This window comes from Candidatus Aminicenantes bacterium (assembly GCA_026393795.1).
Classification (GTDB): domain Bacteria; phylum Acidobacteriota; class Aminicenantia; order UBA2199; family UBA2199; genus UBA2199.
In genome coordinates this window covers 12622-36612 of sequence record JAPKZL010000233.1, presented here as the reverse complement: position 1 = coordinate 36612, position 23991 = coordinate 12622, and the positions used below count along the sequence as shown (strand labels likewise).

The window sequence follows — 23991 nt, the reverse complement described above, 5'->3', positions numbered from 1 at the left end:
AAGGTCAAGACCGGCCCGGGTACGGAATTTCGCTTCGTTTTTTTGGGACAGCCGGCCAACGCAGTTGGCAAGGACGAGGACCATGGCAGTTAAAAAAGAAATGGACCGGAAAAAAACGGACAAGGCAACAGAGGTTTCGCAGCGCGGCCCGCGCCTGCCCTGGCCGCTTCTGGCAGTAAATTTTATCCTGATTACGTCCATCTTGGTTGTGGAATATTTGTTTCCCAACCTGGAATGGGTGCGGCTCGCCCTGGTCGCGATGGTTTCCTTGCTCGTGACCATTTCGACTGCCTATTTCTGGCGCCGCCAGGGCAATACCGATGCCACTTTGCGGGAAAGCGAAAAACGCTACCGCCAGCTGGTCGAGAACCAAGGGGAAGGCATCGGCATCGCTGACCAGGATGAAAATTTTATTTTCATTAATCCGGCCGCCGAGGAAATATTCGGTGTGGCGCCCGGCACCTTGGCCGGCCGCAACCTCAAGGAATTCCTGTCTAATGATGAATTGATCCGACTTGAGCAACAAAGCCGCAACCGCGGTCATGGAGAAAAAGGAAAGTACGAATTGCGCATCCGCAGGCCCGATGGCACGGAGCGGATACTGCTGGTTACGGCCATGCCTTCGATAGACCCGAATGGAAAAATCTCCGGGGCTTTCGCCATTTTCCTCGATATCAGCGAGCGCAAGCGCGACGAGGTAAAAATCCGGAAAATGCTGGCGGAAAAAGAACTGCTGCTCAAAGAAGTGCATCATCGCGTGAAAAACAACCTGATGGTCATCGCTGCGCTGCTGCAGATCCAGGCGCAGCGGATAGGCGACCCAAAAATCAGCGCTGTTCTGCAGGATAGCCAGAACCGCATCCGCGCCATGCTGACCATCTACGAAAAGCTCTACCGGGCAACGGATCTGACCCATTTCGGACTGGGAGACTATTTCAGCGAATTGGCCCGGTCCCTGTTCGCGGCCTACAACGTCCGGCCGGGAACGATCGAACTGGAAACCGCGATCAGCGATATCGAGCTGGATATCGACCGCACCATCCCCTGCGGACTGATCATCAACGAGCTGGTCAGCAATACCCTGAAATACGCCTTCCCGGGCAACCGCTTAGGCCGCATCCGGATCGAATTTGGCGAAATGGAGGCCGGTGGTAGGGGCACGGCGTGCCGTGCCCCTTTGGAAAATACGGGTTTAACACCTGACGAGGGCACAGCACGCTGTGCCCCTACATACGCCCTGACCGTCGCCAACGACGGCGTGCCGCTGCCGGCCGGCTTCGACAGCGCAAAAAGCAGCGGCTTCGGCCTGCAATTGGTCACCATGCTGGCCGGCCAGTTGGGCGGCAGCCTTAAAGCAAGCAGCCGGGCCTGGACGGAATTCCGAATCGTTTTCCCAAAAAACCAGGCCGAAACAGGAGGAGCAAACGCATGACCAAAGCCAACATCCTGATCGTCGAAGACGAATCCATCATCGCCTCGGTCATCGCCGCGGCCCTGAAAAAATTCGAATACGAAGTGATCGACATCCTCAATACGGGCGAAGCGGCCGCAGTCGCGGCTCTGCGAAAAAAGCCCGACCTGATCCTGATGGACATCCGCCTGCAGGGAGAACTGGACGGTATCGGCGCCGTCGAGCTGATCCAGAAGCAAATGGATATCCCGGTCATCTACCTGACCGCTTATGCCGATGAACCCACCCTGGAGCGGGCCAAGAAGACCAAGCCCTACGGCTACATCCCCAAACCTTTCCAGGAAATCGAACTGAAGACCACCATCGAAATGGCTTTATACAAGCACGGTTTCGAACTGCAATTGAAGGAAAGCGAAGCCAAGTTCCGTTCCCTGTTCGAAAATTCACAGGATGTGATATATTTTTCCGATAAGAACGGTAAGCTTCTGGAGATGAACCCGGCCGGATTGTATCTTTTCGGCTATGAACTCGATGAGATATTGCGCACTCATCCGGAACAGCTTTATTCCGATCCCAATGACCGAAAACCGTTTTTAACCCAGCTCAAAAACCATAAAAATCTGAAGGAATGCGAGCTCAAATTAAGGAATAAAAAAGGCGATATCCTATACTGTCTGGAAACCGCCAATGCCATGCTGGACAAAGATGGCCACACGAACGGTTTCCAGGGCATCATCCGCGATATTTCCGGGCAAAAACGGTTGGAAGCGGAACGCCAAAGCCTGGAAGCCCAGCTTTTCCAGGCCCAAAAGATGGAAGCCCTGGGCCAGTTGGCGGGCGGCGTGGCCCACGACTTCAACAACCTTTTGACTGGAATTCGCGGCTTTGCCCAGTTCGCCTTCAACGAAACTCCCCAGGACTCGCCAACCCGTGCCGATCTGACCGAGGTACTGAAACTGTCCAAGCGGGCGGAGGCTCTCACGCGCCAATTGCTGGCTTTCAGCCACAAGCAGACACTCGAGCACGAGGTGCTCACGATCAACCAGACCGTCAAGGAAATGATGAATATGCTCATCCGCCTGATCGGCAAGAAAATTGAACTTGACTTTGTTTTGGCACCCGACCTGGGCAACGTGGACGCGGATCCCGGCCAGTTGGAGCAGATGCTTGTCAACCTGACCCTGAACGCCCGGGACGCCATGCCGGGCGGCGGCAAGCTGACCGTCGAAACAGCGAACGTTTTTCTGGACCAGGACTATGCCCGCGCCCACATTGGCGTGACTCCGGGCGACTATATCATGTTGGCAATTTCAGACACGGGCTGCGGTATGGACGACAACATATGTCCGCATATTTTTGAACCGTTCTTCACCACCAAGCCGCCGGGGAAGGGTACGGGCCTGGGGCTGTCAACGGTGTATGGCATTGTCAAGCAGCTCAAGGGCAGCATTGGGGTCGACAGCAAACCGGGCCAGGGGACAATTTTCAAGATCTATCTGCCCAGGGTGGCCGCTGCCGCCGTTGAAAAAACTCCAGGAGCCGCCCGCAAGGAGCCGCGGACACCAGAAACGATCCTGATCGTCGAGGACGATGCCGCGGTTCTGCAAATCGCGCGCCGGGCAATTGAAGTTTGCGGTTATCGTGTTTTGACGGCGGCGTCGCCGGGCGCAGCGGAAAAAATACTGGCGGCTCAGGCTGAGGCAGTCGACCTGATTCTGATCGATGTCGTACTGCCGGAAATAAACGGCTATCAGCTGTTTGCATCGTGGCATAGGCAATATCCGCGGTTGCGGGTGCTCTATATGTCAGGCTACATGGACAATGCGATCGTCACAAACGATATACTGGCCCGCGGCCTGCCTTTCATCCAGAAACCCTTCACTGCGGAGGATCTGGTCTTGACGATCTTGAAAATAATGGGAGAAAAACATCATGACTGAACAAACGAAAACGAACATCCTGGTGGTTGACGACGAACCATCCATCTGTCATTTGGTTTCGCGGCTGCTCGAAAAACAAGGCTATGCCTGCGCCACCTGTGAGAGCGCCACAGAAGCGATCAAAAAAATCGAATCCGGCGCTTACGAGCTGGTCATCAGCGACATCATGATGCCCGGGATGACCGGGATCGACCTTCTGGCCAGAATCAAAAAGAGCCGCCCGGATATAGCCTTCATCATGCTGACGGCGATCGACGACCACGAGACCGCCGTCCGCGCACTGGATCTGGGCGCCTTCGGTTATGTGATCAAACCGTTTGAAGCCAACGAATTGATCATCACCTCCGGGTACCGCGACGAAGAAACAGGAGCGCACATCCGCCGCATGGGAGAATACGCGGCGATTCTGGCGCAGGGCATAGGCTTGAAAGCGGAAGCAGTGGAAGAAATACGCCTGGCGGCGCCAATGCACGATATCGGCAAGATCGGCGTGGCTGACGCCATTTTAAGGAAACCGGGCAAACTGACCGACGAGGAGTTCAAACAGATCAAGGAACACACCACCATCGGCGCCCGCATTCTGGAAGGATCGCCAATCGCTTTACTGAACCTGGCGCGGGATATCGCCCTCTATCATCACGAAAAATGGAACGGCAGCGGCTATCAGCAGGGACTGCGCGACGAGGCCATCCCGCTCTGCGCCCGCATCGTGGCCGTCTGCGATGTATATGACGCCCTCGTCAACGACCGCGTCTACCGCCCGGCGCTGCCTGAAGACAAGGCGCTGGCCATCATGAAAGAGGGCCGGAGCACGCACTTCGATCCGCGCATCCTTGACATTTTCCTGGACCAGCTCCCGCAAATTCATGCCATCCGGGATCAGATCAGAGAATGAAGCCATGAGCGGCACGGAAGACATCCATAACCAGCTTGTTTTATTAGTGGACGATGAATTCCAACTCTTGCTTTTTTACCGCAAAGCGCTCGAAAAGTCAGGCTTCCAACAGATCGTCACCCTGGATGACAGCCGCCAGGTCATGCCTTTTTTGACCAAGCAGATACCGGCGCTGATCGTCCTCGATTATTCGATGCCTTTCCTAAACGGCAAAGACCTTTTGGTCAAAATCAAGGAGGAATACCCGCCAATTCCGGTGTTATTCATTACCGCGTTCGATGATCTGGAAACGGCGGTCGAATGCATGCGCCTGGGTGCCTTTGATTATTTGCTCAAGCCGTTCGACAGCGAGCGCATGCTCACCTCAATCCGGAAAGCTCTGGAAATGCATGCCCTGCAAGATCAGGTAGCCAGCTTGAAACAAAGCCTGCTGTCAGCAGATTTGAAAAACGAAAAAACGTTCACCCATATCATTACCGCCAGCCCGAAACTGCTGGCCATTTTCAAGTATATCGAGGTTATCGCCGCGTCGCCCTACCCCATACTCATCAGCGGCGAAACCGGCAGCGGCAAGGAACTGCTGGCCAAGGCGATTTATTATGCCGGCAACAGCCAGAACAATTTTGTCGCCGTCAACGTGGCCGGCCTGGACGACACCATGTTCAGCGACACCCTGTTCGGCCATAAAAAAGGGGCTTTCACCGGCGCGGACGGTCCGCGCGAAGGACTCATCAACCAGGCGGCCGGCGGCATTCTCTTTCTGGACGAAATCGGCGATCTGAGCCAGGCTTCGCAGGTCAAGCTGCTGCGCCTGATCCAGGAAAACGAATACTATCCGCTGGGCAGCGACACGGTGCGCAAAACCGACGCCAGCATCATTTGCGCCAGCAATCATGATCTCAAGGCGCTCGTCCAGGAAGGCCATTTCCGCAAGGACCTTTTTTTCCGGCTCAGTGTCCACCAGATCGAAGTACCCCCGTTGCGGGAACGACCGGAAGACATCCCTTTGCTGGTCCTTCATTTCCTGGCCGAGACCGCGGCGATCATGCAAAATAAAGCGCCAACGCCGCCGCCGGAACTCTTCCCATTGCTGGCCAGCTATCCATTCCCCGGCAATGTGCGCGAGTTGCAGACCATGGTCCATGACGCCATGTTCCGTCATTCCGGGCGCGTGCTGGGGCTGGAAAGTTTTAAAAAAACCATCGCCGAACGGCGGCCCGAAATGAGCGCCTCGTCCTTGCCCGATGCTTCTTCCCTGGACGCGTCGGATCTGTTCGGCGGCCGGATGCCTACCCTGAAACAAGCGGATGATTTCCTGGTGCAGCGGGCCCTGACCATGGCCAAAGACAACCAGGGCATTGCCGCCTCCCTGCTGGGCATCACCCGCCAGGCGTTGAACAAGAGATTGTCCAGGAACAAGAAGAAGTGAGTTCGGAGTCAAGCGTTCGGAGTTCGGTGAAGGGAAAGAAAAGTTGGGAGTTAAGCGTTCGGAGTTCGGTGTAAGAAAAGAAAAGTCAGGTAATTCTTTTTCTTTCATTCTCTTCACTCCGAACTCCTTACTCCGAACGTTCCTAATCTTCACTCCGAACTCCCAACTCCGAACGCCGAACTTTCTTCATCCCTAGGATAGGCGGATGGTTTGTGTTGCCCCTGCCCCTATGCCAAAAGTTGCACCTGCAATGATTGTCTATCGTTTTTGTCCCTGAACACTCCTTCTTTATAATACCCAGGCATATCGGTCTTTTCTAATCCCTGAATATCCGCAAAAAACACCACTCCGGCCTGTGGACCGAAGAAAACCTCCTTAACGCGCAAATTCCGGCGCAGCCTTGGAATCGATATAAGTGACGGCCAATAATCCCCGAAACACTCTCCAGTAAACGTTCTTTGCCACTTCACCTCTGCTTGGCAGCCATCCTGCAATCCCTTTGCTGTCATGGAAGGAGGAACCAAATGAAACATTTTAAGAACTGGACGAGTCGGTGGTTGGTAGCGGTGTTGTTTGCGGTGTTGGTCATGGTGCCGGCCGGCGAATTAAAAGCAGCCTCCAACGGAGCGATTCTGGCGGGGAACGTTATCGGCACCGGCGTAAGCACGTTGCTCAGAAGCCTGATCATGGGCAATATCAAGTCTTTTAAAGATGTCAGTAAATGCTTTATTTATGGCTCGGCGGCCGGCTTGGGCTTTTACCAGTCCAAGGCCATGGTCGGCAAAGGCAATGTTTTCACAGGCGTCCTGCTGGCCAACCTCTCGGCCTCGGTGGTCGACAACGTCGCGTCAGGCGAAGGGCCGCTCTCTTATCTGGGTTTTTCCCTACCCCTGGTGCGGATTGAGATTGCCACGCCGTTCGCGCGGCAAAAACGTTCTTTCCTGCGCGTCACGGTGTCGCCTCGCGATATCATCAGCCTGGCGCTCAGTTTGAGCAAGTCGGACCGGGTTTCGCTGCGCAACGGCATGCTGGCCTTCGAGGCGGATACGCCTCTGGCCGCGAATGTTCGCGGCTGGGCCTACAGCATGTTCCCGACCATGGTCAGCGGAACGGACGAGTCGGTTTACTGCCACGAAATGGTGCACGTCGTGCAGAGCCTGCAACTCATGTCCGTGTCTCCGGAACCCTTCCTCAAGAACTACCGGCGCGAAAATGGCAAGGCCAAGTTCATAGTTTTCGCCGGGATCCGCGCCCAGGCGCTCGGCCTGGTCAACGATCTGACCCTGGCCAAAGCCCAGTCCTACTCGAACTACTGGAAAGAAGTCGAAGCCTATCATTTTGCTTCTCCGGTAACCAATTAAGTTTTCTCCCCCCTTACCATGACCCGTTCGGGCCGGAAGCTTCATGCCTCCGGCCCGAATAATTTCAGGGTTAAGCGTCGGGCGTTCAGCGTTGAGCGTTCGGCGTAAGAAAAGTCAGGTAATTCTTTTTCTTTCATTCTCTTTACTCCGAACTCCTTACTCCCAACTCCGAACGTTCCTAATCTTCACTCCTTACTCCCAACTCCTTACTCCGAACGCCGAACTGATTAATCGGCAGCCTTGATTGAAATAAATTATTTTAAATTGTAAAATACAATCACAAACTAGGGAGAACCACCATGGCACTGATACGTTGCAGCGAATGCAAGGGCAAAGTGTCCGACAAGGCGTTGATCTGCCCGCATTGCGGTTTGGGCATCTCCGTTGATTTGGAGAATTTGCTGCGCCAGCAGAGAGACAAGGCTGCCAAGCGGGAGGTTTTCAACAACGAAAACGAAGAACGGGCGTGGGAGGAAAAACGCGCCCACAAGAGGATCGACATCAAAATGATGGTCAAGGTGAACCAGGAAACGGCCATGCTTTTCAATCTCTCCAAGAGCGGCATGAAACTGTCATCGCCTTTTTTCCCCAAGGATCCCCATGTCGACATCACCCTGGATAACGGAGAAAGCATTTTTGACTTGAAAGGGAACATCCTCTGGGTGAGCGGCAAACGTTCGTTTTCCAACCTGGTTGATTTTGGCGTGCAAATTACCGCCGCCCCGCCGGCGTATTACGAATTCATTGACTATCTGCTGGCCAATTATTGACAGGCAGCCTGAACCGGCCGACCCCGAGCGCCGGAACAAGTCCGAAATTAAGGAAAAAATAGTTGAAAGTTCATTTCAGCGGATGTATAATTATGGCAATTGATGAAGGAGAAGGTCCATGGCGTTAACACACTGCAGCGAATGCAACGGCAAGGTTTCCGACCAGGCCATCATGTGCCCGCATTGCGGCTTCGGATTGCAGAAAAAAATTGAAATCAAATTGCCGAGCAATAGGACCGAGAATGCCTATCAGGATATCATCGAGAAAGCGGACGTTCCCAACGTCCAGGATGAGCGGCGGACTCAAAAAAGAATCAACATCAAAATGATGGCCAAAATAGACCAGGAAACGGCTAGGATATGCAATATTTCCAAAGGCGGGATGAAACTGGCCACCGCCGTCGCCCACCATACTCCCAACATCACCATCACGCTGGACAACGGGGAAAATATCATGAATATCAAAGGGGTCGTCCGTTGGGTGGGCGGCAAGCGTTCTTTTTCCAATATCGTCGAGATCGGCGTGGAAATTTCCGCGGCGCCGCAGGAATATTATCAATTCATCGACCGGCTTCTGGCCGAGGCAGCGAAAAAGTAAATTTCTTGCAACTCAGAGGGCCAGCACCCGGTTTTTACCCGGGTCCTTGGCCTGGTACATGGCCGTGTCGGTCCGCTTGATGATGCTATCCATGGTATCCCCATCACGATAGGCGGCGACCCCGAAGCTGCCGGTCACCCGCTCAGGCGAATTCTCATTGCAGGGCAGGCCGGAGCGGACGCCGATTTCTGTTTCCAGCATTTTCCTCAGTCTCTCGGCACAAACCAACCCCCCGGCCAAAGGGGTATCGGGCTGGATGATGATGAACTCCTCGCCGCCGTAGCGGGATATGATGTCGAGTTCCCCGCCTTTGAGGACCATGGGTTCGTCGTAACGGCGGATGTTCTTACGAATGGCCAGGGCGGCTTCCTTGAGAACACGATCTCCGCACAAATGGCCGCAATGGTCGTTGATCTTTTTAAAATCGTCCAAATCGATCATGATGACCGTCAAGGGATGGTGGTAGCGCTGCGAACGGGCCAGTTCGGCTCCCAGGCGCTGGTAGAAATAGCGGTAATTGTAAAGGCCGGTCAGCGGGTCGGTGATGGCCATTTTCTCTATTTCGGCGTACATCCTGGCGTTGTGCATGCCCACCGCCACCTGCAGCGAGAGAATGGAAAGCAGGCGGATATCGTCCTCGTTGAACGCATTTTCATTCTTGCTCTCGACGGTCAACACCCCAAGCAGTTCGCCTGTGAAGATCACCGGGCAGGCGATCTCGGAGCGGATGTCCAGGATGCCAGAACGGATGTACGTAGGGTCGAGGCGAATATCGCCGACGTTGACCACTTTTTTTTCCAATGCGCAACGGCCGGTAATGCCTTTGCCGATAGGTATCTGCAGACCGATCAGTTCCCTGGGAAACTCTTCGCTGGAGGCCTTGAACACCAGGTGATCGCCGCTGATTTCCAAAATGGCGCAGGTGGCATAATGCAGGCGTTGTTGGGTTTCGGTCACGATCAAGGCGAAAAGTTCCTCGGGCTTGATGGTGGAGACCAGCTTCATGCCGATATCCTGGAGCAGCTCCATCTGCGTGAGTACTTGGGAATTGTGCAGGGCCACGCCGATCTGGTTGCTCAGGATTTTAATGAATTGCACATCGTTGCGGGTAAAGGCGTTTTTTCGCATGCTCTGAACGTTGAGCACCCCCAGGACACTATTGTGGAAAATGATCGGGACATCGAGTTCCGAACGGAAAACACGGTCGCCCAGGTGGATGTAAAAATCGCAGCGGCTGAGGTCGGGGACCAGGTATTCTTTTTTGTTCAGGGCGCAGCGGCCGCTGATGCCCTGGCCCAGCGGAATTTTTTTGCCAATGATGTCGTCCGGGTACTCGGTCACGGCGCGGATGACCAGGTCATTGCCCTCTTTCAGCAGGATGGCGCAATAAGACAGCCCCAGGACGGCCTTGATACGGTCGACGATCAGGCGCAACAGGCGGCAGCGATCGAGTTCGGCGCTCATCTGCACGCCGATCTCGTAAAGCAATTCATTTTTCCTGCCCGGATGGAAAAAAAACAATAGTTTACTATCTTTCATGGTTTTTCGCGCCGGGTCAGCCGGTGGTATTTTTCATGATCCTTGATCGCGGATACAAGATCATTGCTTCGGCTCGGCCGGCGGCGTCGAGCCGCAGTCATTCTTGATGATCTCCAACACCAGGGCTTTCTGGGATTCATTTTCGTCGGCAATCACGCAGCCGGAGGAATACACCACCCCCTGGCGGAAGACGCCCTCGGGCTTGTCCTGAAAGCGCAGGATGCGCGAATGGACGATCTTGATTTTGAATTCGTGCTTTCCCTTGGCGTAGTGGATGAAAACCTGGTACGGGTTGCCGATGGCCGGCGGATAGTTGGATGTGAGGTTGAAACCGCCCATAGAAATATTTTTGATCAGAAATTCTTCCCGGTTGCGGAACTCCCCGGTCACCACGTTGGTCAACTCAAAGTAGCCAACGATCGGAATAGCCGGATCAAAGCGCGCGAACTTTCTTTCTGCTTCCATGCTCCCTTCCTCTTGCTTCATTCTAACACGACTTGCGCTGCCCCTTCAAACCATCGGCAGGGGGATGCGGACGACAAAACAGCTGCCCTTCCCCAGTTCGCTGCTCACGCTTACCAAACCCCCATGCAGTTCGGCCAGGCGCTTGACCATGGACAAACCCAAACCCGTTCCTTCATATTTTCGCGCCAGAGAACGGTCCAACTGTTCGAAGGGGGTGAAAAGCCGCGGCAGGTCTTTTTCGGCAATACCGATCCCGCTGTCCGTGACCGAAAATTCGAGCTGTCCGGCAGGAGCCAGCCGCGCCTGCAGAAGGATGCGGCCTCCATCCGGGGTAAACTTGACGGCATTGGCCAGCAGGTTGTAGACCATTTGCTTGAATTTGCGCACATCGACCATCCCATCGCCCACATCGCCGCTGATGCTGGCATTCAAGACAATATCGTGGGCCAGCGCTTTTTCCCTGACAATCGACAGGGAACTTTCCAGGAGCATGGGCAAGTTGACTTTTTCCGGCTCCAGGGTCATCTTGCCGGCTTCGATTTTCGACAGGTCCAAAATGTCGTTGATCAGCGACAGCAAATGCTGTCCGCTGTTGAAAATTTCAACGCAATAGTCTTTCTGCCTGGAGTTTAAATCCCCGGCCAGGCCCTCCTTTAAAACCTCGGAAAAACCGATGATGGCGTTCAAGGGAGAGCGCAGCTCATGCGACATGTTGGCCAGGAAATCCGACTTGGCCTGGTTGGCCGCCTGGGTAGCCGCCGTGTAAGACGTGATTTTTTTGATGACTTTTTTTGAAAAACGGTTGAGTAAGAAAACGATCAGCACCAGCAGGAAGGCCAGCAACGTGATGATAAAAGCGGCCGAGGTCCTGGGAAAATCGATCATGCGGTCATACAGAGTCTTGAGCAGTAAAAACAGCAGCCCATAAATGATCAAGGTGATGATCGCCTTGAGTTTTCTGACTTCGTTTTCAAACTCCAGCAGGGAAGGTTGCGCTTTCTTTTTCTCCATCCTGCCACCTCCAGATTGTTTAGCCCTTCAGTTTCTCATAGATTGCTTCAAACTGCGGCGCCAATTCAAGGAATGCCTTGAGCACGGCGGGGTCAAAAAATTCCGGCTTGATGCGTTCATCACCGCAGCTGATTTTTTCGCAGACGGTTCGATGGTCCATGGCCGGCTTGTAAGGCCGGGCGATACGCAAGACGTCGTAGCGATCGGCCAGGGCGGCGATCCTTCCCGCCAAGGGGATCTGTTCGCCTTTGGACCAATTGGGATAGCCGCTGCCATCCCAGTTTTCATGATGGCTAAGGGCAATGGCGTGGGCCATGGCCAGATGCGGATGGTCGCCGATGATCTGCGCCCCGAACCGGGTATGGGTGCGGATGATCTCCCATTCCTGAAAGTTCGGCACGCCCTTTTTTTTCAAGATCTCAAGCGGTATGAAAATATTGCCCACGTCGTGCAATTGCGACTGCAGCTGAATGGCGCGGATGAAATTTTCTTTCAAACCAAGCTGACGGCCCAGCAGGGCGCAGAATTCTCCCACGCGCAGGACATGGTTGCCCCAATTGACATCATGGGACACAACAGCCCGCGCCAGGGCATTGACGGTGTGGACGACATCCTCTTGGTTTTGCCAGGCCTGATCGGACAGCAATTTGAAAAGCAGGCTCTGCGTGGCCAGGGTGTTCAGGATCGCCGAGTCGTAGGCGCCGACATCACGGCCGTAATTGGCGGCAAACACGCACAATTCGGCGCTTAAAAAACAAAACAAATTTTCAACCGTCACGTTCAGCAGCGGATGGGATTCCAGGCATGAGACAAAAGCCAGCAAGCCCTTGGCGGCAAATTCGGAGCGCGTGGCGTACAAAATGGCCGAATCTCCTTTTCCGGGCAACAACAGTGAATTCTGGGGGTCCAAATCGAACTCGCGCCGGGTCAATTCCTTGAAAGGCGCTTCGTAATAATACCATTTCCAGCCTACGTCGGTCCAGACACTGACGATAAAGATCTGCGGCCGGTCAACCGTCTCGATGGTTTGGCGTATGATCTGACTGACCAGGCGGTCGATATTGGGCATCAAGGCAAAATTCATGGGATCAAAAATTTTGATGGTTTCCTTGCCGAATGCCGCCAGGCTGGTCACGCTGGCATAGGCCTGTTCCAGCCGGTCATGCAACTCCTTCATTTGCAGCAGCATCTTGATGCGCGCCAGCACCTCCCCCTTGTCGATGGGCTTGGATATGAAATCTTCGGCCCCGGCCTCGATGCCCTTGATCCTTTCCTTCTTGTCCAGCAGGCTGGTGACCATGACCACCGGGATATTGGCTAAATTCCGGTCCTCTTTGATCTTGCGGCATACGTCATAGCCGTTCATCTCGGGCATCATGATATCCAGAAGCACCAGGTCAACTTTCTGCTCCTTGATTATCTCCAGCGCCTGCCGGCCGCTTTGGGCATGCAGCACCTCATAGCCCTGGGGAAGCAAAAATGCATCAAAAAGCTTCAGGTTGACCGCCTCATCATCCACACAAAGGATTCTCGCCTTGTTGACTGCCATTTTTCCTCCCCTGAACGCCCCGTAAAATCAGTCTGAAGAATGACCCTCGCTTTTATGGCCGGGAGCAAGAATCCAATTTTGCCATTTACAGGGTTTTGCTTTTAATTACATAATTAACACAATGGAAACAAATATTCAAGCCCAATGCAGGAAAACCATGGCCGAGAGAGCCAGAAAGTGTTAAAAATTGACAAATAGCAAAGCCAATACTATATTAAACGTATGGGAATCCCCGAACCACCTCGCAAACCTGAAACCAATACCATAAAGATCGGGGATACCGTTCCGATCAACACCTCCGAAATCATTGATGTTTTTTATACGGTCAAGATCGGCAATGAAAAGCTGCTGGTCAACAAGGAAGGAGTGGTTTTTCTCAAAAACCTTGAAAGCGGACATGATCCTGCCACCGCGGAGCTGACAGACACAGTCTTGAAATCGTTGCTGAGCAACGGCCATTACGGCAAGAACGGCAAGGAAGAAGTCGTGGAGTTGACCTGCCAACCGGGAAGCGAGGCGTATGTTCAGGCTGAGCAGACCGTCCGCAACTTCCTCGACTTTTTTTTGGACCACATGCGCAGCGAGTTTCGCATCATCTGCATTAAATTCACCCAGATGATCAAGGACAGCGGCCGGCCGCTGCAGCGCTACCTGGCGCGCGAACGCGGCGGACTCCCCGGGCTTAAGGCCCATTTGATCCGCGATTTTTTCACCCATACCACCATTGATGAACGGGGCTTGAACATCCTGAGCTTTCTGACCCGGGTCATCGCCCTGAATGAAGACGGCACCATGTCCCAGAGCCAACAGGATCCCGAGCAGAAAAAAAACATCCTGATCGATTTTCTGAATTATGTGCGCAGCCTGGGCGCCGATCCCGAAAAAAAGAAAATTTTTGAAAAAACATACGGCGATTTCATCGACCAGGAATACGAATTGTTGCAGAAGGAGGGGGGGGCCGGGTTTTACATCAGTTCATCTTTCATCAAGGCCATGAAAACGCAAAAGGATTTTCTGCTCAAGGAATCGAATAAAAACTATCTGGAAACCAGCTTCCGCAGCGCCCAACGCACCCAGCCTGAATTCGTGCAAATCCATATGCTGGCCTACCTCAAAGCACTGGTGATCTTGCGACTGCACTCCAATTCCCGCAAAGAGCAGCGCGGTCGCAATGACGACGAGCGCGAAAAAATTCTTTACGATATCATCGCCTACCAGAAAGAATCCCTTTGATCCACCCTTGCGATAAGGCGAAACATTCATCGCGCTATCTTGTCTTTACTTGCCCGGTGAAAATTCATATAATACTTTTCCAAACCACAGGAGGCCACGATGTTTATGTTCGACCGCATGGATGAAAAACTGGTCCGAGCGGTGATCGAGACCATTCCGGCCGAGATCACCGTCATCGACGCCAACGACGAGGTGGTGGCCTGGAACCGGCACGAGAACCGCCTGTTCCACCGGCCGATGACCAGCATGGGCCTGAATTTCCGCAAGTGCCACCCCGAGCACAGCCTGGCCAAGGTCGAGCAGATCGTTGGCGAGATGAAGGCCGGCAAGCGCCAGGAAGCCCGCTTCTGGATCCAGGCCAAGGTCGGTGACGGGCGGCACATGGTTTTACTCGAATATTTCGCCTTGCGCGGCGAAGACGGCCAATACCTCGGCTGCCTGGAAGTGACCCAGGATATCGAAGACCATCGCCGTTTGGAAGGCGAAAAACGCCTGCTCGATTGAAACGAAACGAACTCACGGTGGCACTGAAATGAAGAAAAAGGCTAGTTTATTCATTATGGTCCTGGCGATCGCTTGCAGCGCCGCGGCGGCGGAAGACGGGGCGGGAGCCGATTCGCTCGGACTCTGGCAGAAAGCCCTCGTTGTTTTTCAAAAAAACAGCGACTGGGTCCCAGGCAAGATGTCGATTCTGTCGGAAATGCTCGACCGCAAGGGCCGTCCCGATTCCATCACCCAAATGGTTTTCAACATTGTCCTTGACGGCCGGGGCAAGGCGCGCACCGAGTTGCTGCAGGCCTTCAAGGACAACAAGGACGTCAGCGCCGAGATGAAGAAAAAAATGGAGACCAGCGAAGAGCCGGACGGAAAAAACGCGAAAAAAAAAGACACCTTTACCATCTCCCTGGCCGATAGTCCGTTCAACCCCGACAAGCAGCATCAGGTAACGGTCCAAGCCACGGGCGAAAAGCAGCTCCTTTTCGAAAAGACCTGCCGCAGGTTCGATTTTTCCTTCCAGACGGAGATCGTGCAGAAAAGCAAGAAAGAAAATCTGACCTGGGTCGGGAAGGCATGGCTGGACGAGAACAGCGGCATCCCGGTCAAGCTTGAATTTTCATTCGAACCGCTGCCCAAACACGTCTACAGCCTGTGGACGATTTATATGTACGAAACAACCGTTTCCGGGGATTGGTATCTGAAAGAGATCAAGGTGCAGGGGCATGGCGGCTTCCTGTTCATCAAGAAAGGCTTTCGCAGCACCACCAATTTCAGCGAGTACCGGCGCCAGCCGCAAAAAGGGGATGAAAAATGAGGAATAAATTTTGGCTGCTGAGTGGAGTGCTGCTCATGGCCGCCTCCATCCTCAAGGCCGACCTGGTGCTCAAGCCGGCCCATCGTGATGAAGCGGTGGAATACACCCTGACGCAGCGATTTTCCCCGGCGAACGCCATCACCTGCATGGATACCATCAAGGGCTGCCTGGAAAGCTTCCGCCGCCTGACCGAGGCGGCCAAGGGGAAACTGGCGGCCGGAGCCTGGAAGAACATCGGCCATACCGATTGGGAGACCCAGACGCTCGGCTTCCGCAACCTGCCTGCCTCGGTCGAGGGGGCCTTGCGCTACCAGGACTACCTGCTGAAAAAAGCGCTTTGGCAACTGGCAGTTCTGGAGGCCGAAGCGAAAAAGGTTCCGCTGCAAAAGGCCGAACAGGCCCGGCTGGAGCTGGCCCGGAGCGAGGGCGAATTCCAGGCGTTCTGGGAAACGCTGACCATCGCCGACTAAGACGAGGCAGACATGGGCATCCGGGCGGGTCATGGCATCGAGCTGCGCGAGAACGAGATCGCCTTTGAGTTCGTCCGCGCCTCGGGCCCGGGCGGACAGAACGTCAACAAGGTGGCCACGGCGGTCAAGCTCTATTTCCATATCGACCGCTCGCCCTCCCTGGCAACGGCGGTAAAAGCACGCCTGCACTCCCTGGCCGGCAAGCGGGTCAACAGCGAGGGCTTTTTGATCATCGACGCCAGGCGCTTCCGCACCCAGGACGCCAACCGCCGCGACGCAACGGAACGCCTGGTCAAATTGATCGGCCAGGCGGCCGTTGTCAGCAAACCGCGCCGCCCTACCCGCCCGGGCGCGGCAGCCAGGGCCCGCCGCCTAGAGGAAAAGAAAAAGCGTGGCGCCGCCAAGCAGGCGCGAAAAAAAACGCTCCCCGGCGACGATTGACCTGCCTCAAGGCGCGGAAAATCGGGCGCGAGGCGCCGCCCCTTGACATTGGCTGATCGATGAAACTAAAATGAAGCTGCACAGGAGGAAACAATGACTTTCAAGAAGATCTCGTTGATCTGGCTGGTGATTACGGCCTTGTCCGGCGTGATTTTTTATCTCCTGAAAATATTGGCCAAAGGACACCCGCTGTGGCCCTGGGCCATTCCGGTCCTTTACGTCGGTGTCTTGATCCTCTTCGTCCTCTATCTGCTCAGCGCCAAGGGTGAAAAAAAAGCGGAATAAAAGTCTCCAGGTCGGAAAAGCCCAAGGCCGCCAGTGAAAGCGGCTAAAAATACACCGGTAATCTGTTCCAATTGTTGACAAAATAGAGAATCCACGCTATATTTACGGCAATGAAAAACATAACCATATTAGTCCCATTTATATTCCTGACCTCACTTTGCGCCTGCGCGACTAGGAACGAGGATAAAATGCCACAACAAAAACTGACCCCCGAAGAAGAGCGGGTGATCGTCCAGAAAGGAACCGAGCTGCCATTCTCCGGGAAATACCATCATTTCAACGAAAAAGGGACTTACGTCTGCAAACGCTGCGGGGCGGCCCTTTACCGTTCCGAGGCCAAGTTCGATTCGGGCTGCGGCTGGCCGAGTTTCGATACCGAGATCGCCGGAGCGGTCAAAAGCCGGACCGACGCCGACGGCATGCGCACCGAGATCGTGTGCGCCAGCTGCGGCGCCCACCTGGGCCATGTCTTTTTCGGCGAGGGGTTCACCGCCCGCAACACCCGCCATTGCGCCAATTCCATCTCCATGAACTTCATTCCCGATGATGCGGCCAAGACCGCGACCGCCATTTTCGCCTCCGGCTGTTTTTGGGGGACACAGTATTACCTGCAGCAAGCCAAGGGGGTGCTGTCCACCACCGTAGGATTTACCGGCGGCCAGACGGCCAATCCCAGTTATGAGGAAGTCTGCAGCGGTACGACCGGCCACGCCGAAGCGGTCCGGGTGATCTATGACCCGTCGGTCATCTCCTACGAGGAGCTGGCCCAGCTCTTCTTCGAGACCCACGATTTCACTCAAACCAACCGTCAGGGACCCGACATCGGCGAACAGTACCGCTCGGAAATCTTTTACCGGGACGAAGCCCAGAAGACGTCAGCGGATAAACTGATCGCCATGCTCACCGCCAAGGGTTTCAAGGTGGCCACCCGCGTCACTGCAGCCGGCGCCTTCTGGAAAGCTGAAGATTATCACCAGAATTATTACCAGAAAAACGGTCATCAGCCCTATTGCCACGTCTACCGCAAGATATTCTAGGAAAACTCAGACAAGTTTTCTAACCACGCCAGTCCCCAATACCATTCCAGTGCATTTCTAATGTTCTCGAACCTTTTCTTTCGCCGAGCTGCTCATAGAGTCTTCGCATTTCGCTTAATCCGCCCCGCTCATGAAGTGTTTTCCCGATCTGGGTCGCTAAAGGTTCAAGCTTGGATATTTCTGCCGCATTACTAGAAACATATGCATCGCATAGCTGAACTAAAATTTCAAGCATTTTTTGATCTTGATCATTGGATTGCCAACCGAGCTTTTTCAAAGCTTTCTCAGCGGATTTTGATACTCGCCATTTTGAATCTTTGAGGACTGCCATGAGTGGCTCTATTGCCCGGACATCGCCGATTTTCCCCAATTTTCTAGCAGCAAACCTGCGTACATCCCAATCCCCACTTTTTAGGTCTATAATGTATGGGTCAACATTCCTAACATTGCCAATACGCACCAAAGCATTGGCCGCTTCACTGTGTACAAATTCATTCGCATCGTTGAGTGCCATCTTAAGCGGTTCAACCGCTCTTTCATCGCCGATTTCTCCCAATGCCATTGCTGCTGAACCGCGCACAGTAGAATTTGAATCCTTCAGAGCTTTAATGAGAGGTTCCACTGCCCGGGCATCACCGATTTCACTTAATGCTTCGGCGGCAACAAAGCGCACTGAAGAATTAGGATCATTGAGGGCTTGAACAAGCGGCCATACTGCCATAGCATCTCCAATATCTCCTAAAGCCTTGATAGCCGCACCATACCACTTATCCTTTCGCTGAAGGATTTGGATGAGAGGTTCGACCGCCTTGCTATCGCCTATTTTCCCTAAACTTTCTATGACATGCATATGCAGGCTAGATTTCGGATCGATTGACTTCTTGAGCACTGCAATGAGCGGCTCCACTGCCCGGGCATCGCCGATTGTCCCTAAAGTATCGACAGCGAGATGGCAGGCAGAACTCTTTAAATCATTCAGAGCCATGATAAATGTCTGCACGGCAATATAGCCTAATGATGCCACTTTATTAAAGTCCTCTTTAGCTACCCAATACCATGCCTGGACTTCCGGCTCAGACGGTAATCCGAATTTTTCCAAAGCCTCGGCGGCACAATTACGCACATCTTTATCCCAGTCCTTGAGTTTGTCAACGAGCGGCTCTACTGCACGGGCATCAAGAATTTTTCCTAATGCTTGAACTGCATTTCTTCGTCTAAGCCAATCACTGTTCCTCAATGCCTTGATCAATCCAGCTACATCCTTTTTTTCTTCCATTTTCGCCACATCAGGTTTTAAAAAAGCAAAGAGCCCCATGTTACCCTCCTTAAATGTAATCGGTGTTTAATCCGTTCATTATCTTTATTTTTCACATAAACGATGAAACGGCCATAAAAACAGTTTAGGTATCATTGATTAACGGTTGAGGACGGTTTTTTCGATTTGGCGGATCGGATCGCGGTACAAAGATGTCACGTGCGTGCCGTAATCGGCGATCAGCTGGATGATGTCGCGGGGGCTTTCTTTGCGGTCGCAGCCGTTGATGCGGTCGCCGGCGTCGCCGAGGCCCGGCAGGATGTAGGCCTTCTCGTTCAGGGCCGGGTCCATCCACAGGGTGTACACGTCGGCCTCGGGCACGGCGCGAACGATGCGCAGGGCGCCCTTGAGCGTGGACACCACGTTGAAAAAACGGATGGAGCGCGGTACGACCCCCTGGCTGCGCAGGTACTGGATCACCGTCACCAGGCTGCCGCCGGTAGCGTTCATCGGGTCGGCAAAAAACAGGTCGCGCCCCTGCAGCGTATCCATGGAAAAATAGGATTTTTTTAAATCCAGGATATAGGCCATGTCGCGCTCGCTGCGGCGCTCGTCGCGGCTGATCTTGAAGAGAGCGAAAGGCGGCACGCTGTGCCGCGACGAATACTCCTGGATCTCCTTGGCCACGATCATCGAGGGCAGCAACGCCGCCCGCAGCATGACGCACATGACGCTGTTTTCGGTCATGGCGTCGATGTCGGGGATCTTGTGCACGGCGTAGTTGACATGGGGCACGGTCACCGGCGTGCGCACGAAAATCGGGTGGCGCTCGCCGCAATGCGGTCCGGCAAAGGCCAGGTTGAAGAGCATTTCATAGGCGCGCTGGATATAATAGATGAATTCCGGATTGCCGGTGCGCTCGTCGCGCAGCTTGGCCACCAGCCGCGACGCCTCGCCGTGGATGAATTGCGGGGTTTCCAGCGAGTAGACATGGATGCGCGGTTCGGCGTTGACCACGGCCTGCAAGCGGTCGCCCAGTTCGTTGAACAACGCCAGCAAATTCTCTCTGGCTTTCCCGCGCGCCGCGGCATCGTCTTTTTCCAGGGCGACGAAATCGGCTTGCGCCCGGCCGTACAAATCCCCCACCCCGGCAATGGCGTCCTGGTCGGCCCGGGTCAGATAGCCGTCCAGGTCGGCGGCCTGCAACACGATCTTGTCCATGGCGATTCCTCCTTGCCCAACGGGCATTCACCCCGACGGCAGCAGATGCACCGATGTGGCCTTGAAGGTGAGCACCACCTCCGCTCCCGGGCGCAGGTCCATCTGCGCGCAGGAATGGCGGGTGACGAACACCGTGAACACGAAGCCGCCGCAGTCTACGCCGAGCGACACGACCAGGCCCAAGTCGACCGCGGCCACGATCGACCCGGGAAACGAATTGCGCGCCGAGGATGAAACGGGTCCCCGGGAAACCAGGATATCCTCGGGACGGATCACGGCTGCCGCCGGACCTTGCTCCCGCTCGCTGACCACCTCGACGGCCAGCTTGCCGCAATCGAGCATGGTGTGGCCGTCGCGGCGGGCCAGGGTGCCGGAAACGATATTCTCTGCGGCCGAGAACTCGGCGATATCCAGGGAAAACGGCCGGCCGAGCACGGCCGAAGCCGATCCGGACTGCACCAGCTTGCCCGCCTTGAGGAAAATGACCTTCCCGGCCAGCAGTCTGGCCTGGATCAGATTGTGGGTGGCCAGGATCACCGTTTTGCCTGATTGGGCCAGGCGGGTGATGGCGAGTTCGATGTTCTTCACGCTCAGCGGATCGAGGTTGGCCGTGGGCTCGTCCAGCAAATAAAGCTCCGGATCGAGGAGCAGCACCCGGGCCAGCTGCAGCCGCTGCTTCTCGCCTCCCGAGAGCTGCTTCGCCTCCTGGGTTTCCCTGCCTTCCAGGCCGGTTTCCAGCAGCACCCGGCGCATGGCCGGCCCGGGAACGTCGATGCCGCGCAAGCGCGGCCCGTAGAGCAGATTGTCGACGACGGTCCCGCTCAGCAACAACGGCGCTTGAAAAACAAAACCGATGCGCCGGCGCAGGGCGGTGCGTTCCTTGCCGCGCAGCGCACCCAGCGCCGAACCGTCGTAGAAAATGTCGCCCTGGGCGGGGGGGTCCAAAAGGCAGAGCAGGCGCAGCAGGGTCGTTTTGCCGGCCCCGTTGGGCCCGAGTATGACGTTGACCGCCCCGGCGGCGAAATCGAGGCTGACTCCATCCAGGATCGCCTTGCCCCCGGCCACTTGCTTCAGTTTTTCGGCGCGGATGTCCATCATTTACCCTGCGCCCATTGCAGGGCGATGTTGATGACCAGGGCCACCAGCAGCAGGACGATCCCGAGGGCGATGCCGATCTCGAAGTTGCCCTTCATCGTCTCCAGCGAAATCGCCGTGGTCAGCACCCGGGTCTGCCCCTTGATATTGCCCCCGACCATCAGGGTCATGCCGGTCTCGCCGATGACCCGGGAAAAGCCGGCGATCAGCGCCGTCAGGAAGGCGAAGCGCCCCTGGCGGATGACGGCCAGGGCCAATTGCAGCCGGTTGGCGCCCAGCGACAGGGCCAGGTCGCGCGCATCGCGGGCGATGCCCTTCAGCGCGGCCAATGCCAGGGCGGTAATGAGCGGAAAGGCCAGCAGCGCCTGGGCCATGATCATCGCCCCGGGAGTAAAAAGAAGCGCCAAGGTTCCCAACGGACCGCGGCGGCTGACGAGGCCGTAGACCAGCAGGCCGATGAGCACGGCCGGAACGGCCAGGGCGGTGTTGATCGCTCCGACCAGGAACCGCTTGCCGCGGAACTCCCTGAGGGCCAGGAGCAGGGCGGCCGGGATCGCGGCCGCGGCGGCCAGCAGGGTGGCGCTTCCGGACACTATCAGGGAGAGGAAAACGATCTGCAGGATCTCCCGGCTGGGCGGCAGCAGGATCGCCAGGCCGTGCTTCAACCCGTCGAGGATGTAGGCCATTTCATTTTTCCTGGCGCCGTTGCGCGGCATTCAGCATCAGGTATCCCGGGAAGGTTCTGGAAACGGCATCAGCGGATGACATCGGGATAAAAGAGAGGGCAGCCGAACTTGTCCCGGCCGAAGTCGCGGATGATCGCCTGCCCTGCGGCCGAACGGATGAACTCGGCGAAACGGTTGGCCAGCTTGAAATTTAGCCAGGGGAATTTTGCCGGGTTGACGACGATGACCGAATAGGGATTGAATAGCGGCGCGTCACCCTCGACCAGGACCGCCAGGGCGTCGATTTCCCGCGCATGCGCCAGCCAGGTGGCGCGGTCGACCAGGCAATAGGCGAGCTTCTCGCTGGCGATGCGCAAGGTCGCCTCCATGCCCGTGCCGCTCTCCAGGTACCACGTCCCGGCCGGGGGCACGTCCGCGGCCTTCCACAATTGCAGCTCTTTTTTATGGGTGCCCGAATCGTCGCCGCGGGAAACGAAATAAGCGCCGGCGGCCGCGATTTTTTTTAACGCTTCCGACCCCTGCAGGCCGCGGATCCGGGCCGGATCAATTTTCGGCCCCACCAGCACGAAGTCGTTGTGCATCACGTCGAGGCGTTCGACCCCGAAACCGTCGGCCACGAATTTCTCCTCGGCGGCGCGGTCGTGAACCAGCAGCACGTCGGCATTGCCGTCGCGGGCCAGGCGCAGCGCCTGACCGCTGCCTACGGCGATGACCTTGACCGTGACGTCGAATTTCTTTTCAAAAACCGGCATCAGGACGTCGAACAGCCCCGAATCGAGCGTCGACGTGGTCGAGGCCAGAGTCAAATTTTCCTTGGCCAGGAGACGTCCCGGCGCGATAAGCGAGAAAATAATAAGGAGGCATGCAGGGAATCGTTTTTTCATTTGATGCGCACCCGCTCCTTGCCCTTGCCGTCGGTCACCTGGCCGATCAGGTAGAATGCCTCGCCCATGCCATTGAGGATGGCTTCCACCCGGGAAAGGTGCCTGGGTTCGATGACCAGCACCATGCCGATGCCCATGTTGAAAACCCGGTAGCGCTCCTGCTCGGAAACATGGCCGGCCTGGATCAGGAAGGAAAAGAGCGGCGGCAGCGGCCAGGTTTTTTCGAGCACGACCGCGGTCGGTTCGGGCAGGATGCGGGGGATGTTTTCCAGCAATCCGCCGCCGGTGATATGGGCCATGCCCTTAAGCAGGTGGGGGGCCAGCAGGGCGTTCACCGGCTTGAGGTAGGAACGGTGCACGCGCAGCAGTTCCTCGCCGATCGGGGCATCCAACCCGTTTACCCGGCTGTCCACCTTCAGCTTGAGCTTTTCAAAAATGATGTGCCGGGCCAGCGAATAGCCGTTGGTATGCAGCCCGTTCGACGGCAGGCCGATGAGCAGGTCGCCCTTGGCGATGCTCTTCCCATCCACCACCTTCTCCTTGGCCACGATGCCGACGATGAAGCCGGCGATGTCGTATTCCCCTTCCTGGTAAAACCCGGGCATCTCCGCGGTTTCGCCGCCCAGCAAGATCATGTCGTTGTCCAGGCAGCCGTCCAGCACCCCGGACACCACCTGGCCGACGGTTTCGGGAATGACCTTGCCGCTGGCCAGGTAATCGAGAAAAAACAGCGGCCGGGCGCCGTAGACCAGGATATCGTTGACGCAGTGATTGACCAGGTCGCGGCCCACGGTGTCGTGCACGCCGGTCAGAAAGGCGATCTTCAGCTTGGTGCCCACGCCGTCGGCCGACGAGACCAGGACGGGATTTTTCAGGTTGCCCTTGAGGGGGAAAAACCCGCCGAACTTGCCTATTTCCTTAATGCCCATGCGCTCGACCATGGACTTGATGCGTTCGACCGCCTGGTTGCCGCGGTCGATGCTGACCCCGGCCTCTTCGTAGGCGCTCTTTTTCATGCTCATCTCCTTGCTGATTGGCGGGCAAGACCGATTTTACCACAAACCAGGCGCGGCCTCCAGCGGCAGCAGTAACCAACTCACCCCC

At 55.7% G+C, this 23991-nt stretch carries 25 protein-coding genes; 14 read left to right on the top strand and 11 right to left on the bottom strand.

Translation table 11 applies throughout. The features are described from left to right. Positions 1-82: 82 nt before the first annotated feature. From NTW95_12065 to NTW95_12050, 4 genes are read left to right on the top strand one after another with little or no spacing between them, the layout of a single operon-like run. On the top strand, positions 83-1432 hold the full coding sequence (locus tag NTW95_12065; protein MCX6558142.1) for a PAS domain S-box protein: 1350 nt from the start codon (positions 83-85) through the stop codon (positions 1430-1432). Further along, on the top strand, positions 1429-3351 hold the full coding sequence (locus NTW95_12060) for a response regulator (GenBank protein MCX6558141.1): 1923 nt from the start codon (positions 1429-1431) through the stop codon (positions 3349-3351). Before NTW95_12065 ends, NTW95_12060 begins: the two co-directional genes overlap by 4 nt. Continuing rightward, positions 3344-4246 (top strand): response regulator, encoded by a 903-nt coding sequence (locus NTW95_12055; GenBank protein ID MCX6558140.1) that lies wholly within the window; start codon positions 3344-3346, stop codon positions 4244-4246. The genes NTW95_12060 and NTW95_12055 overlap by 8 nt, the downstream gene beginning before the upstream one ends. Positions 4247-4250: 4 nt before the next feature. Then, positions 4251-5675 (top strand): sigma-54 dependent transcriptional regulator, encoded by a 1425-nt coding sequence (locus NTW95_12050; protein MCX6558139.1) that lies wholly within the window; start codon positions 4251-4253, stop codon positions 5673-5675. Between the two features lie 227 nt (positions 5676-5902). Here NTW95_12050 and NTW95_12045 read toward each other — a convergent pair whose 3' ends face one another. Further along, complete coding sequence (locus NTW95_12045) at positions 5903-6184, bottom strand: hypothetical protein (GenBank protein ID MCX6558138.1); 282 nt, start codon at positions 6182-6184, stop codon at positions 5903-5905. Between the two features lie 15 nt (positions 6185-6199). Between NTW95_12045 and NTW95_12040 the strand changes: the two genes are divergently transcribed. The 3 genes from NTW95_12040 (at position 6200) to NTW95_12030 (ending at position 8404) form a co-directional block, all read left to right on the top strand. Continuing rightward, positions 6200-7036 carry a hypothetical protein gene (locus tag NTW95_12040; GenBank protein ID MCX6558137.1) on the top strand — a complete coding sequence of 279 codons (837 nt, stop codon included), beginning with the start codon at positions 6200-6202 and terminating at the stop codon, positions 7034-7036. A gap of 299 nt (positions 7037-7335) precedes the next feature. After that, positions 7336-7806, top strand: coding sequence for a PilZ domain-containing protein (locus NTW95_12035; GenBank protein MCX6558136.1), 471 nt, complete (start codon positions 7336-7338; stop codon positions 7804-7806). Between the two features lie 118 nt (positions 7807-7924). Beyond that, positions 7925-8404, top strand: a complete 480-nt coding sequence (locus tag NTW95_12030; GenBank protein MCX6558135.1) for a PilZ domain-containing protein — start codon at positions 7925-7927, stop codon at positions 8402-8404. Positions 8405-8416: 12 nt separating this feature from the next. Here NTW95_12030 and NTW95_12025 read toward each other — a convergent pair whose 3' ends face one another. Genes NTW95_12025 through NTW95_12010 form a run of 4 tightly spaced genes read right to left on the bottom strand, consistent with a single transcriptional unit; the run spans position 8417 to position 12968 of the window. Then, complete coding sequence (locus NTW95_12025) at positions 8417-9943, bottom strand: sensor domain-containing diguanylate cyclase (GenBank protein ID MCX6558134.1); 1527 nt, start codon at positions 9941-9943, stop codon at positions 8417-8419. Positions 9944-10003: 60 nt separating this feature from the next. Beyond that, positions 10004-10408, bottom strand: a complete 405-nt coding sequence (locus NTW95_12020) for a hypothetical protein (GenBank protein ID MCX6558133.1) — start codon at positions 10406-10408, stop codon at positions 10004-10006. A gap of 45 nt (positions 10409-10453) precedes the next feature. Further along, entirely contained in the window at positions 10454-11419 is a 966-nt protein-coding gene (locus NTW95_12015; GenBank protein MCX6558132.1) for an ATP-binding protein, read from the bottom strand. A gap of 19 nt (positions 11420-11438) precedes the next feature. Then, positions 11439-12968 (bottom strand): response regulator, encoded by a 1530-nt coding sequence (locus NTW95_12010; GenBank protein ID MCX6558131.1) that lies wholly within the window; start codon positions 12966-12968, stop codon positions 11439-11441. Between the two features lie 222 nt (positions 12969-13190). Here NTW95_12010 and NTW95_12005 point away from each other — a divergent pair, with 222 nt between their 5' ends. From NTW95_12005 to NTW95_11975, 7 genes are all read left to right on the top strand, one after another. Continuing rightward, positions 13191-14201, top strand: coding sequence for a hypothetical protein (locus NTW95_12005; GenBank protein MCX6558130.1), 1011 nt, complete (start codon positions 13191-13193; stop codon positions 14199-14201). Positions 14202-14300: 99 nt separating this feature from the next. Continuing rightward, on the top strand, positions 14301-14705 hold the full coding sequence (locus NTW95_12000) for a PAS domain-containing protein (GenBank protein ID MCX6558129.1): 405 nt from the start codon (positions 14301-14303) through the stop codon (positions 14703-14705). Positions 14706-14733: 28 nt separating this feature from the next. Further along, complete coding sequence (locus NTW95_11995; GenBank protein ID MCX6558128.1) at positions 14734-15513, top strand: hypothetical protein; 780 nt, start codon at positions 14734-14736, stop codon at positions 15511-15513. Beyond that, positions 15510-15983, top strand: a complete 474-nt coding sequence (locus NTW95_11990) for a hypothetical protein (GenBank protein MCX6558127.1) — start codon at positions 15510-15512, stop codon at positions 15981-15983. The genes NTW95_11995 and NTW95_11990 overlap by 4 nt, the downstream gene beginning before the upstream one ends. Positions 15984-15995: 12 nt before the next feature. Continuing rightward, entirely contained in the window at positions 15996-16424 is a 429-nt protein-coding gene (arfB, locus tag NTW95_11985) for an alternative ribosome rescue aminoacyl-tRNA hydrolase ArfB (protein ID MCX6558126.1), read from the top strand. 93 nt (positions 16425-16517) lie between these two features. After that, the gene (locus NTW95_11980; protein ID MCX6558125.1) at positions 16518-16709 is read left to right on the top strand and encodes a hypothetical protein; all 192 of its coding nucleotides are present in this window, start codon (positions 16518-16520) and stop codon (positions 16707-16709) included. Between the two features lie 188 nt (positions 16710-16897). Beyond that, positions 16898-17746: a bifunctional methionine sulfoxide reductase B/A protein gene (locus tag NTW95_11975; GenBank protein MCX6558124.1), complete on the top strand. Its 849-nt coding sequence runs from the start codon at positions 16898-16900 to the stop codon at positions 17744-17746. Between the two features lie 19 nt (positions 17747-17765). On the opposite strand, the gene NTW95_11970 is transcribed toward NTW95_11975, so the two are convergent. The 6 genes from NTW95_11970 to purM form a co-directional block, all read right to left on the bottom strand. After that, a complete protein-coding gene (locus NTW95_11970; protein MCX6558123.1) occupies positions 17766-19061 on the bottom strand; it encodes a HEAT repeat domain-containing protein in 1296 nt (431 codons plus the stop codon). A gap of 99 nt (positions 19062-19160) precedes the next feature. Then, on the bottom strand, positions 19161-20222 hold the full coding sequence (locus NTW95_11965; GenBank protein ID MCX6558122.1) for a uracil phosphoribosyltransferase: 1062 nt from the start codon (positions 20220-20222) through the stop codon (positions 19161-19163). Between the two features lie 27 nt (positions 20223-20249). Continuing rightward, complete coding sequence (locus tag NTW95_11960; GenBank protein ID MCX6558121.1) at positions 20250-21320, bottom strand: ATP-binding cassette domain-containing protein; 1071 nt, start codon at positions 21318-21320, stop codon at positions 20250-20252. Next, a complete protein-coding gene (locus NTW95_11955; GenBank protein MCX6558120.1) occupies positions 21317-22033 on the bottom strand; it encodes an ABC transporter permease in 717 nt (238 codons plus the stop codon). The genes NTW95_11960 and NTW95_11955 overlap by 4 nt, the downstream gene beginning before the upstream one ends. 38 nt (positions 22034-22071) lie before the next feature. Next, positions 22072-22887: a substrate-binding domain-containing protein gene (locus tag NTW95_11950; protein ID MCX6558119.1), complete on the bottom strand. Its 816-nt coding sequence runs from the start codon at positions 22885-22887 to the stop codon at positions 22072-22074. Further along, on the bottom strand, positions 22884-23903 hold the full coding sequence (gene purM / locus NTW95_11945) for a phosphoribosylformylglycinamidine cyclo-ligase (GenBank protein MCX6558118.1): 1020 nt from the start codon (positions 23901-23903) through the stop codon (positions 22884-22886). Before purM ends, NTW95_11950 begins: the two co-directional genes overlap by 4 nt. Between the last annotated feature and the right edge of the window lie 88 nt (positions 23904-23991).

What these genes read in the sequence shown, in the direction of transcription:
- NTW95_12065 (MCX6558142.1), top strand. Translation starts at nt 83, where the DNA reads ATGGCAGTTAAAAAAGAAATGGACCGGAAAAAAACGGACAAGGCAACA.
- NTW95_12060 (MCX6558141.1), top strand. Translation starts at nt 1,429, where the DNA reads ATGACCAAAGCCAACATCCTGATCGTCGAAGACGAATCCATCATCGCC.
- NTW95_12055 (MCX6558140.1), top strand. Translation starts at nt 3,344, where the DNA reads ATGACTGAACAAACGAAAACGAACATCCTGGTGGTTGACGACGAACCA.
- NTW95_12050 (MCX6558139.1), top strand. Translation starts at nt 4,251, where the DNA reads ATGAGCGGCACGGAAGACATCCATAACCAGCTTGTTTTATTAGTGGAC.
- NTW95_12045 (MCX6558138.1), bottom strand. Translation starts at nt 6,184, where the DNA reads ATGACAGCAAAGGGATTGCAGGATGGCTGCCAAGCAGAGGTGAAGTGG.
- NTW95_12040 (MCX6558137.1), top strand. Translation starts at nt 6,200, where the DNA reads ATGAAACATTTTAAGAACTGGACGAGTCGGTGGTTGGTAGCGGTGTTG.
- NTW95_12035 (MCX6558136.1), top strand. Translation starts at nt 7,336, where the DNA reads ATGGCACTGATACGTTGCAGCGAATGCAAGGGCAAAGTGTCCGACAAG.
- NTW95_12030 (MCX6558135.1), top strand. Translation starts at nt 7,925, where the DNA reads ATGGCGTTAACACACTGCAGCGAATGCAACGGCAAGGTTTCCGACCAG.
- NTW95_12025 (MCX6558134.1), bottom strand. Translation starts at nt 9,943, where the DNA reads ATGAAAGATAGTAAACTATTGTTTTTTTTCCATCCGGGCAGGAAAAAT.
- NTW95_12020 (MCX6558133.1), bottom strand. Translation starts at nt 10,408, where the DNA reads ATGGAAGCAGAAAGAAAGTTCGCGCGCTTTGATCCGGCTATTCCGATC.
- NTW95_12015 (MCX6558132.1), bottom strand. Translation starts at nt 11,419, where the DNA reads ATGGAGAAAAAGAAAGCGCAACCTTCCCTGCTGGAGTTTGAAAACGAA.
- NTW95_12010 (MCX6558131.1), bottom strand. Translation starts at nt 12,968, where the DNA reads ATGGCAGTCAACAAGGCGAGAATCCTTTGTGTGGATGATGAGGCGGTC.
- NTW95_12005 (MCX6558130.1), top strand. Translation starts at nt 13,191, where the DNA reads ATGGGAATCCCCGAACCACCTCGCAAACCTGAAACCAATACCATAAAG.
- NTW95_12000 (MCX6558129.1), top strand. Translation starts at nt 14,301, where the DNA reads ATGTTTATGTTCGACCGCATGGATGAAAAACTGGTCCGAGCGGTGATC.
- NTW95_11995 (MCX6558128.1), top strand. Translation starts at nt 14,734, where the DNA reads ATGAAGAAAAAGGCTAGTTTATTCATTATGGTCCTGGCGATCGCTTGC.
- NTW95_11990 (MCX6558127.1), top strand. Translation starts at nt 15,510, where the DNA reads ATGAGGAATAAATTTTGGCTGCTGAGTGGAGTGCTGCTCATGGCCGCC.
- arfB (MCX6558126.1), top strand. Translation starts at nt 15,996, where the DNA reads ATGGGCATCCGGGCGGGTCATGGCATCGAGCTGCGCGAGAACGAGATC.
- NTW95_11980 (MCX6558125.1), top strand. Translation starts at nt 16,518, where the DNA reads ATGACTTTCAAGAAGATCTCGTTGATCTGGCTGGTGATTACGGCCTTG.
- NTW95_11975 (MCX6558124.1), top strand. Translation starts at nt 16,898, where the DNA reads ATGCCACAACAAAAACTGACCCCCGAAGAAGAGCGGGTGATCGTCCAG.
- NTW95_11970 (MCX6558123.1), bottom strand. Translation starts at nt 19,061, where the DNA reads ATGGGGCTCTTTGCTTTTTTAAAACCTGATGTGGCGAAAATGGAAGAA.
- NTW95_11965 (MCX6558122.1), bottom strand. Translation starts at nt 20,222, where the DNA reads ATGGACAAGATCGTGTTGCAGGCCGCCGACCTGGACGGCTATCTGACC.
- NTW95_11960 (MCX6558121.1), bottom strand. Translation starts at nt 21,320, where the DNA reads ATGATGGACATCCGCGCCGAAAAACTGAAGCAAGTGGCCGGGGGCAAG.
- NTW95_11955 (MCX6558120.1), bottom strand. Translation starts at nt 22,033, where the DNA reads ATGCCGCGCAACGGCGCCAGGAAAAATGAAATGGCCTACATCCTCGAC.
- NTW95_11950 (MCX6558119.1), bottom strand. Translation starts at nt 22,887, where the DNA reads ATGAAAAAACGATTCCCTGCATGCCTCCTTATTATTTTCTCGCTTATC.
- purM (MCX6558118.1), bottom strand. Translation starts at nt 23,903, where the DNA reads ATGAAAAAGAGCGCCTACGAAGAGGCCGGGGTCAGCATCGACCGCGGC.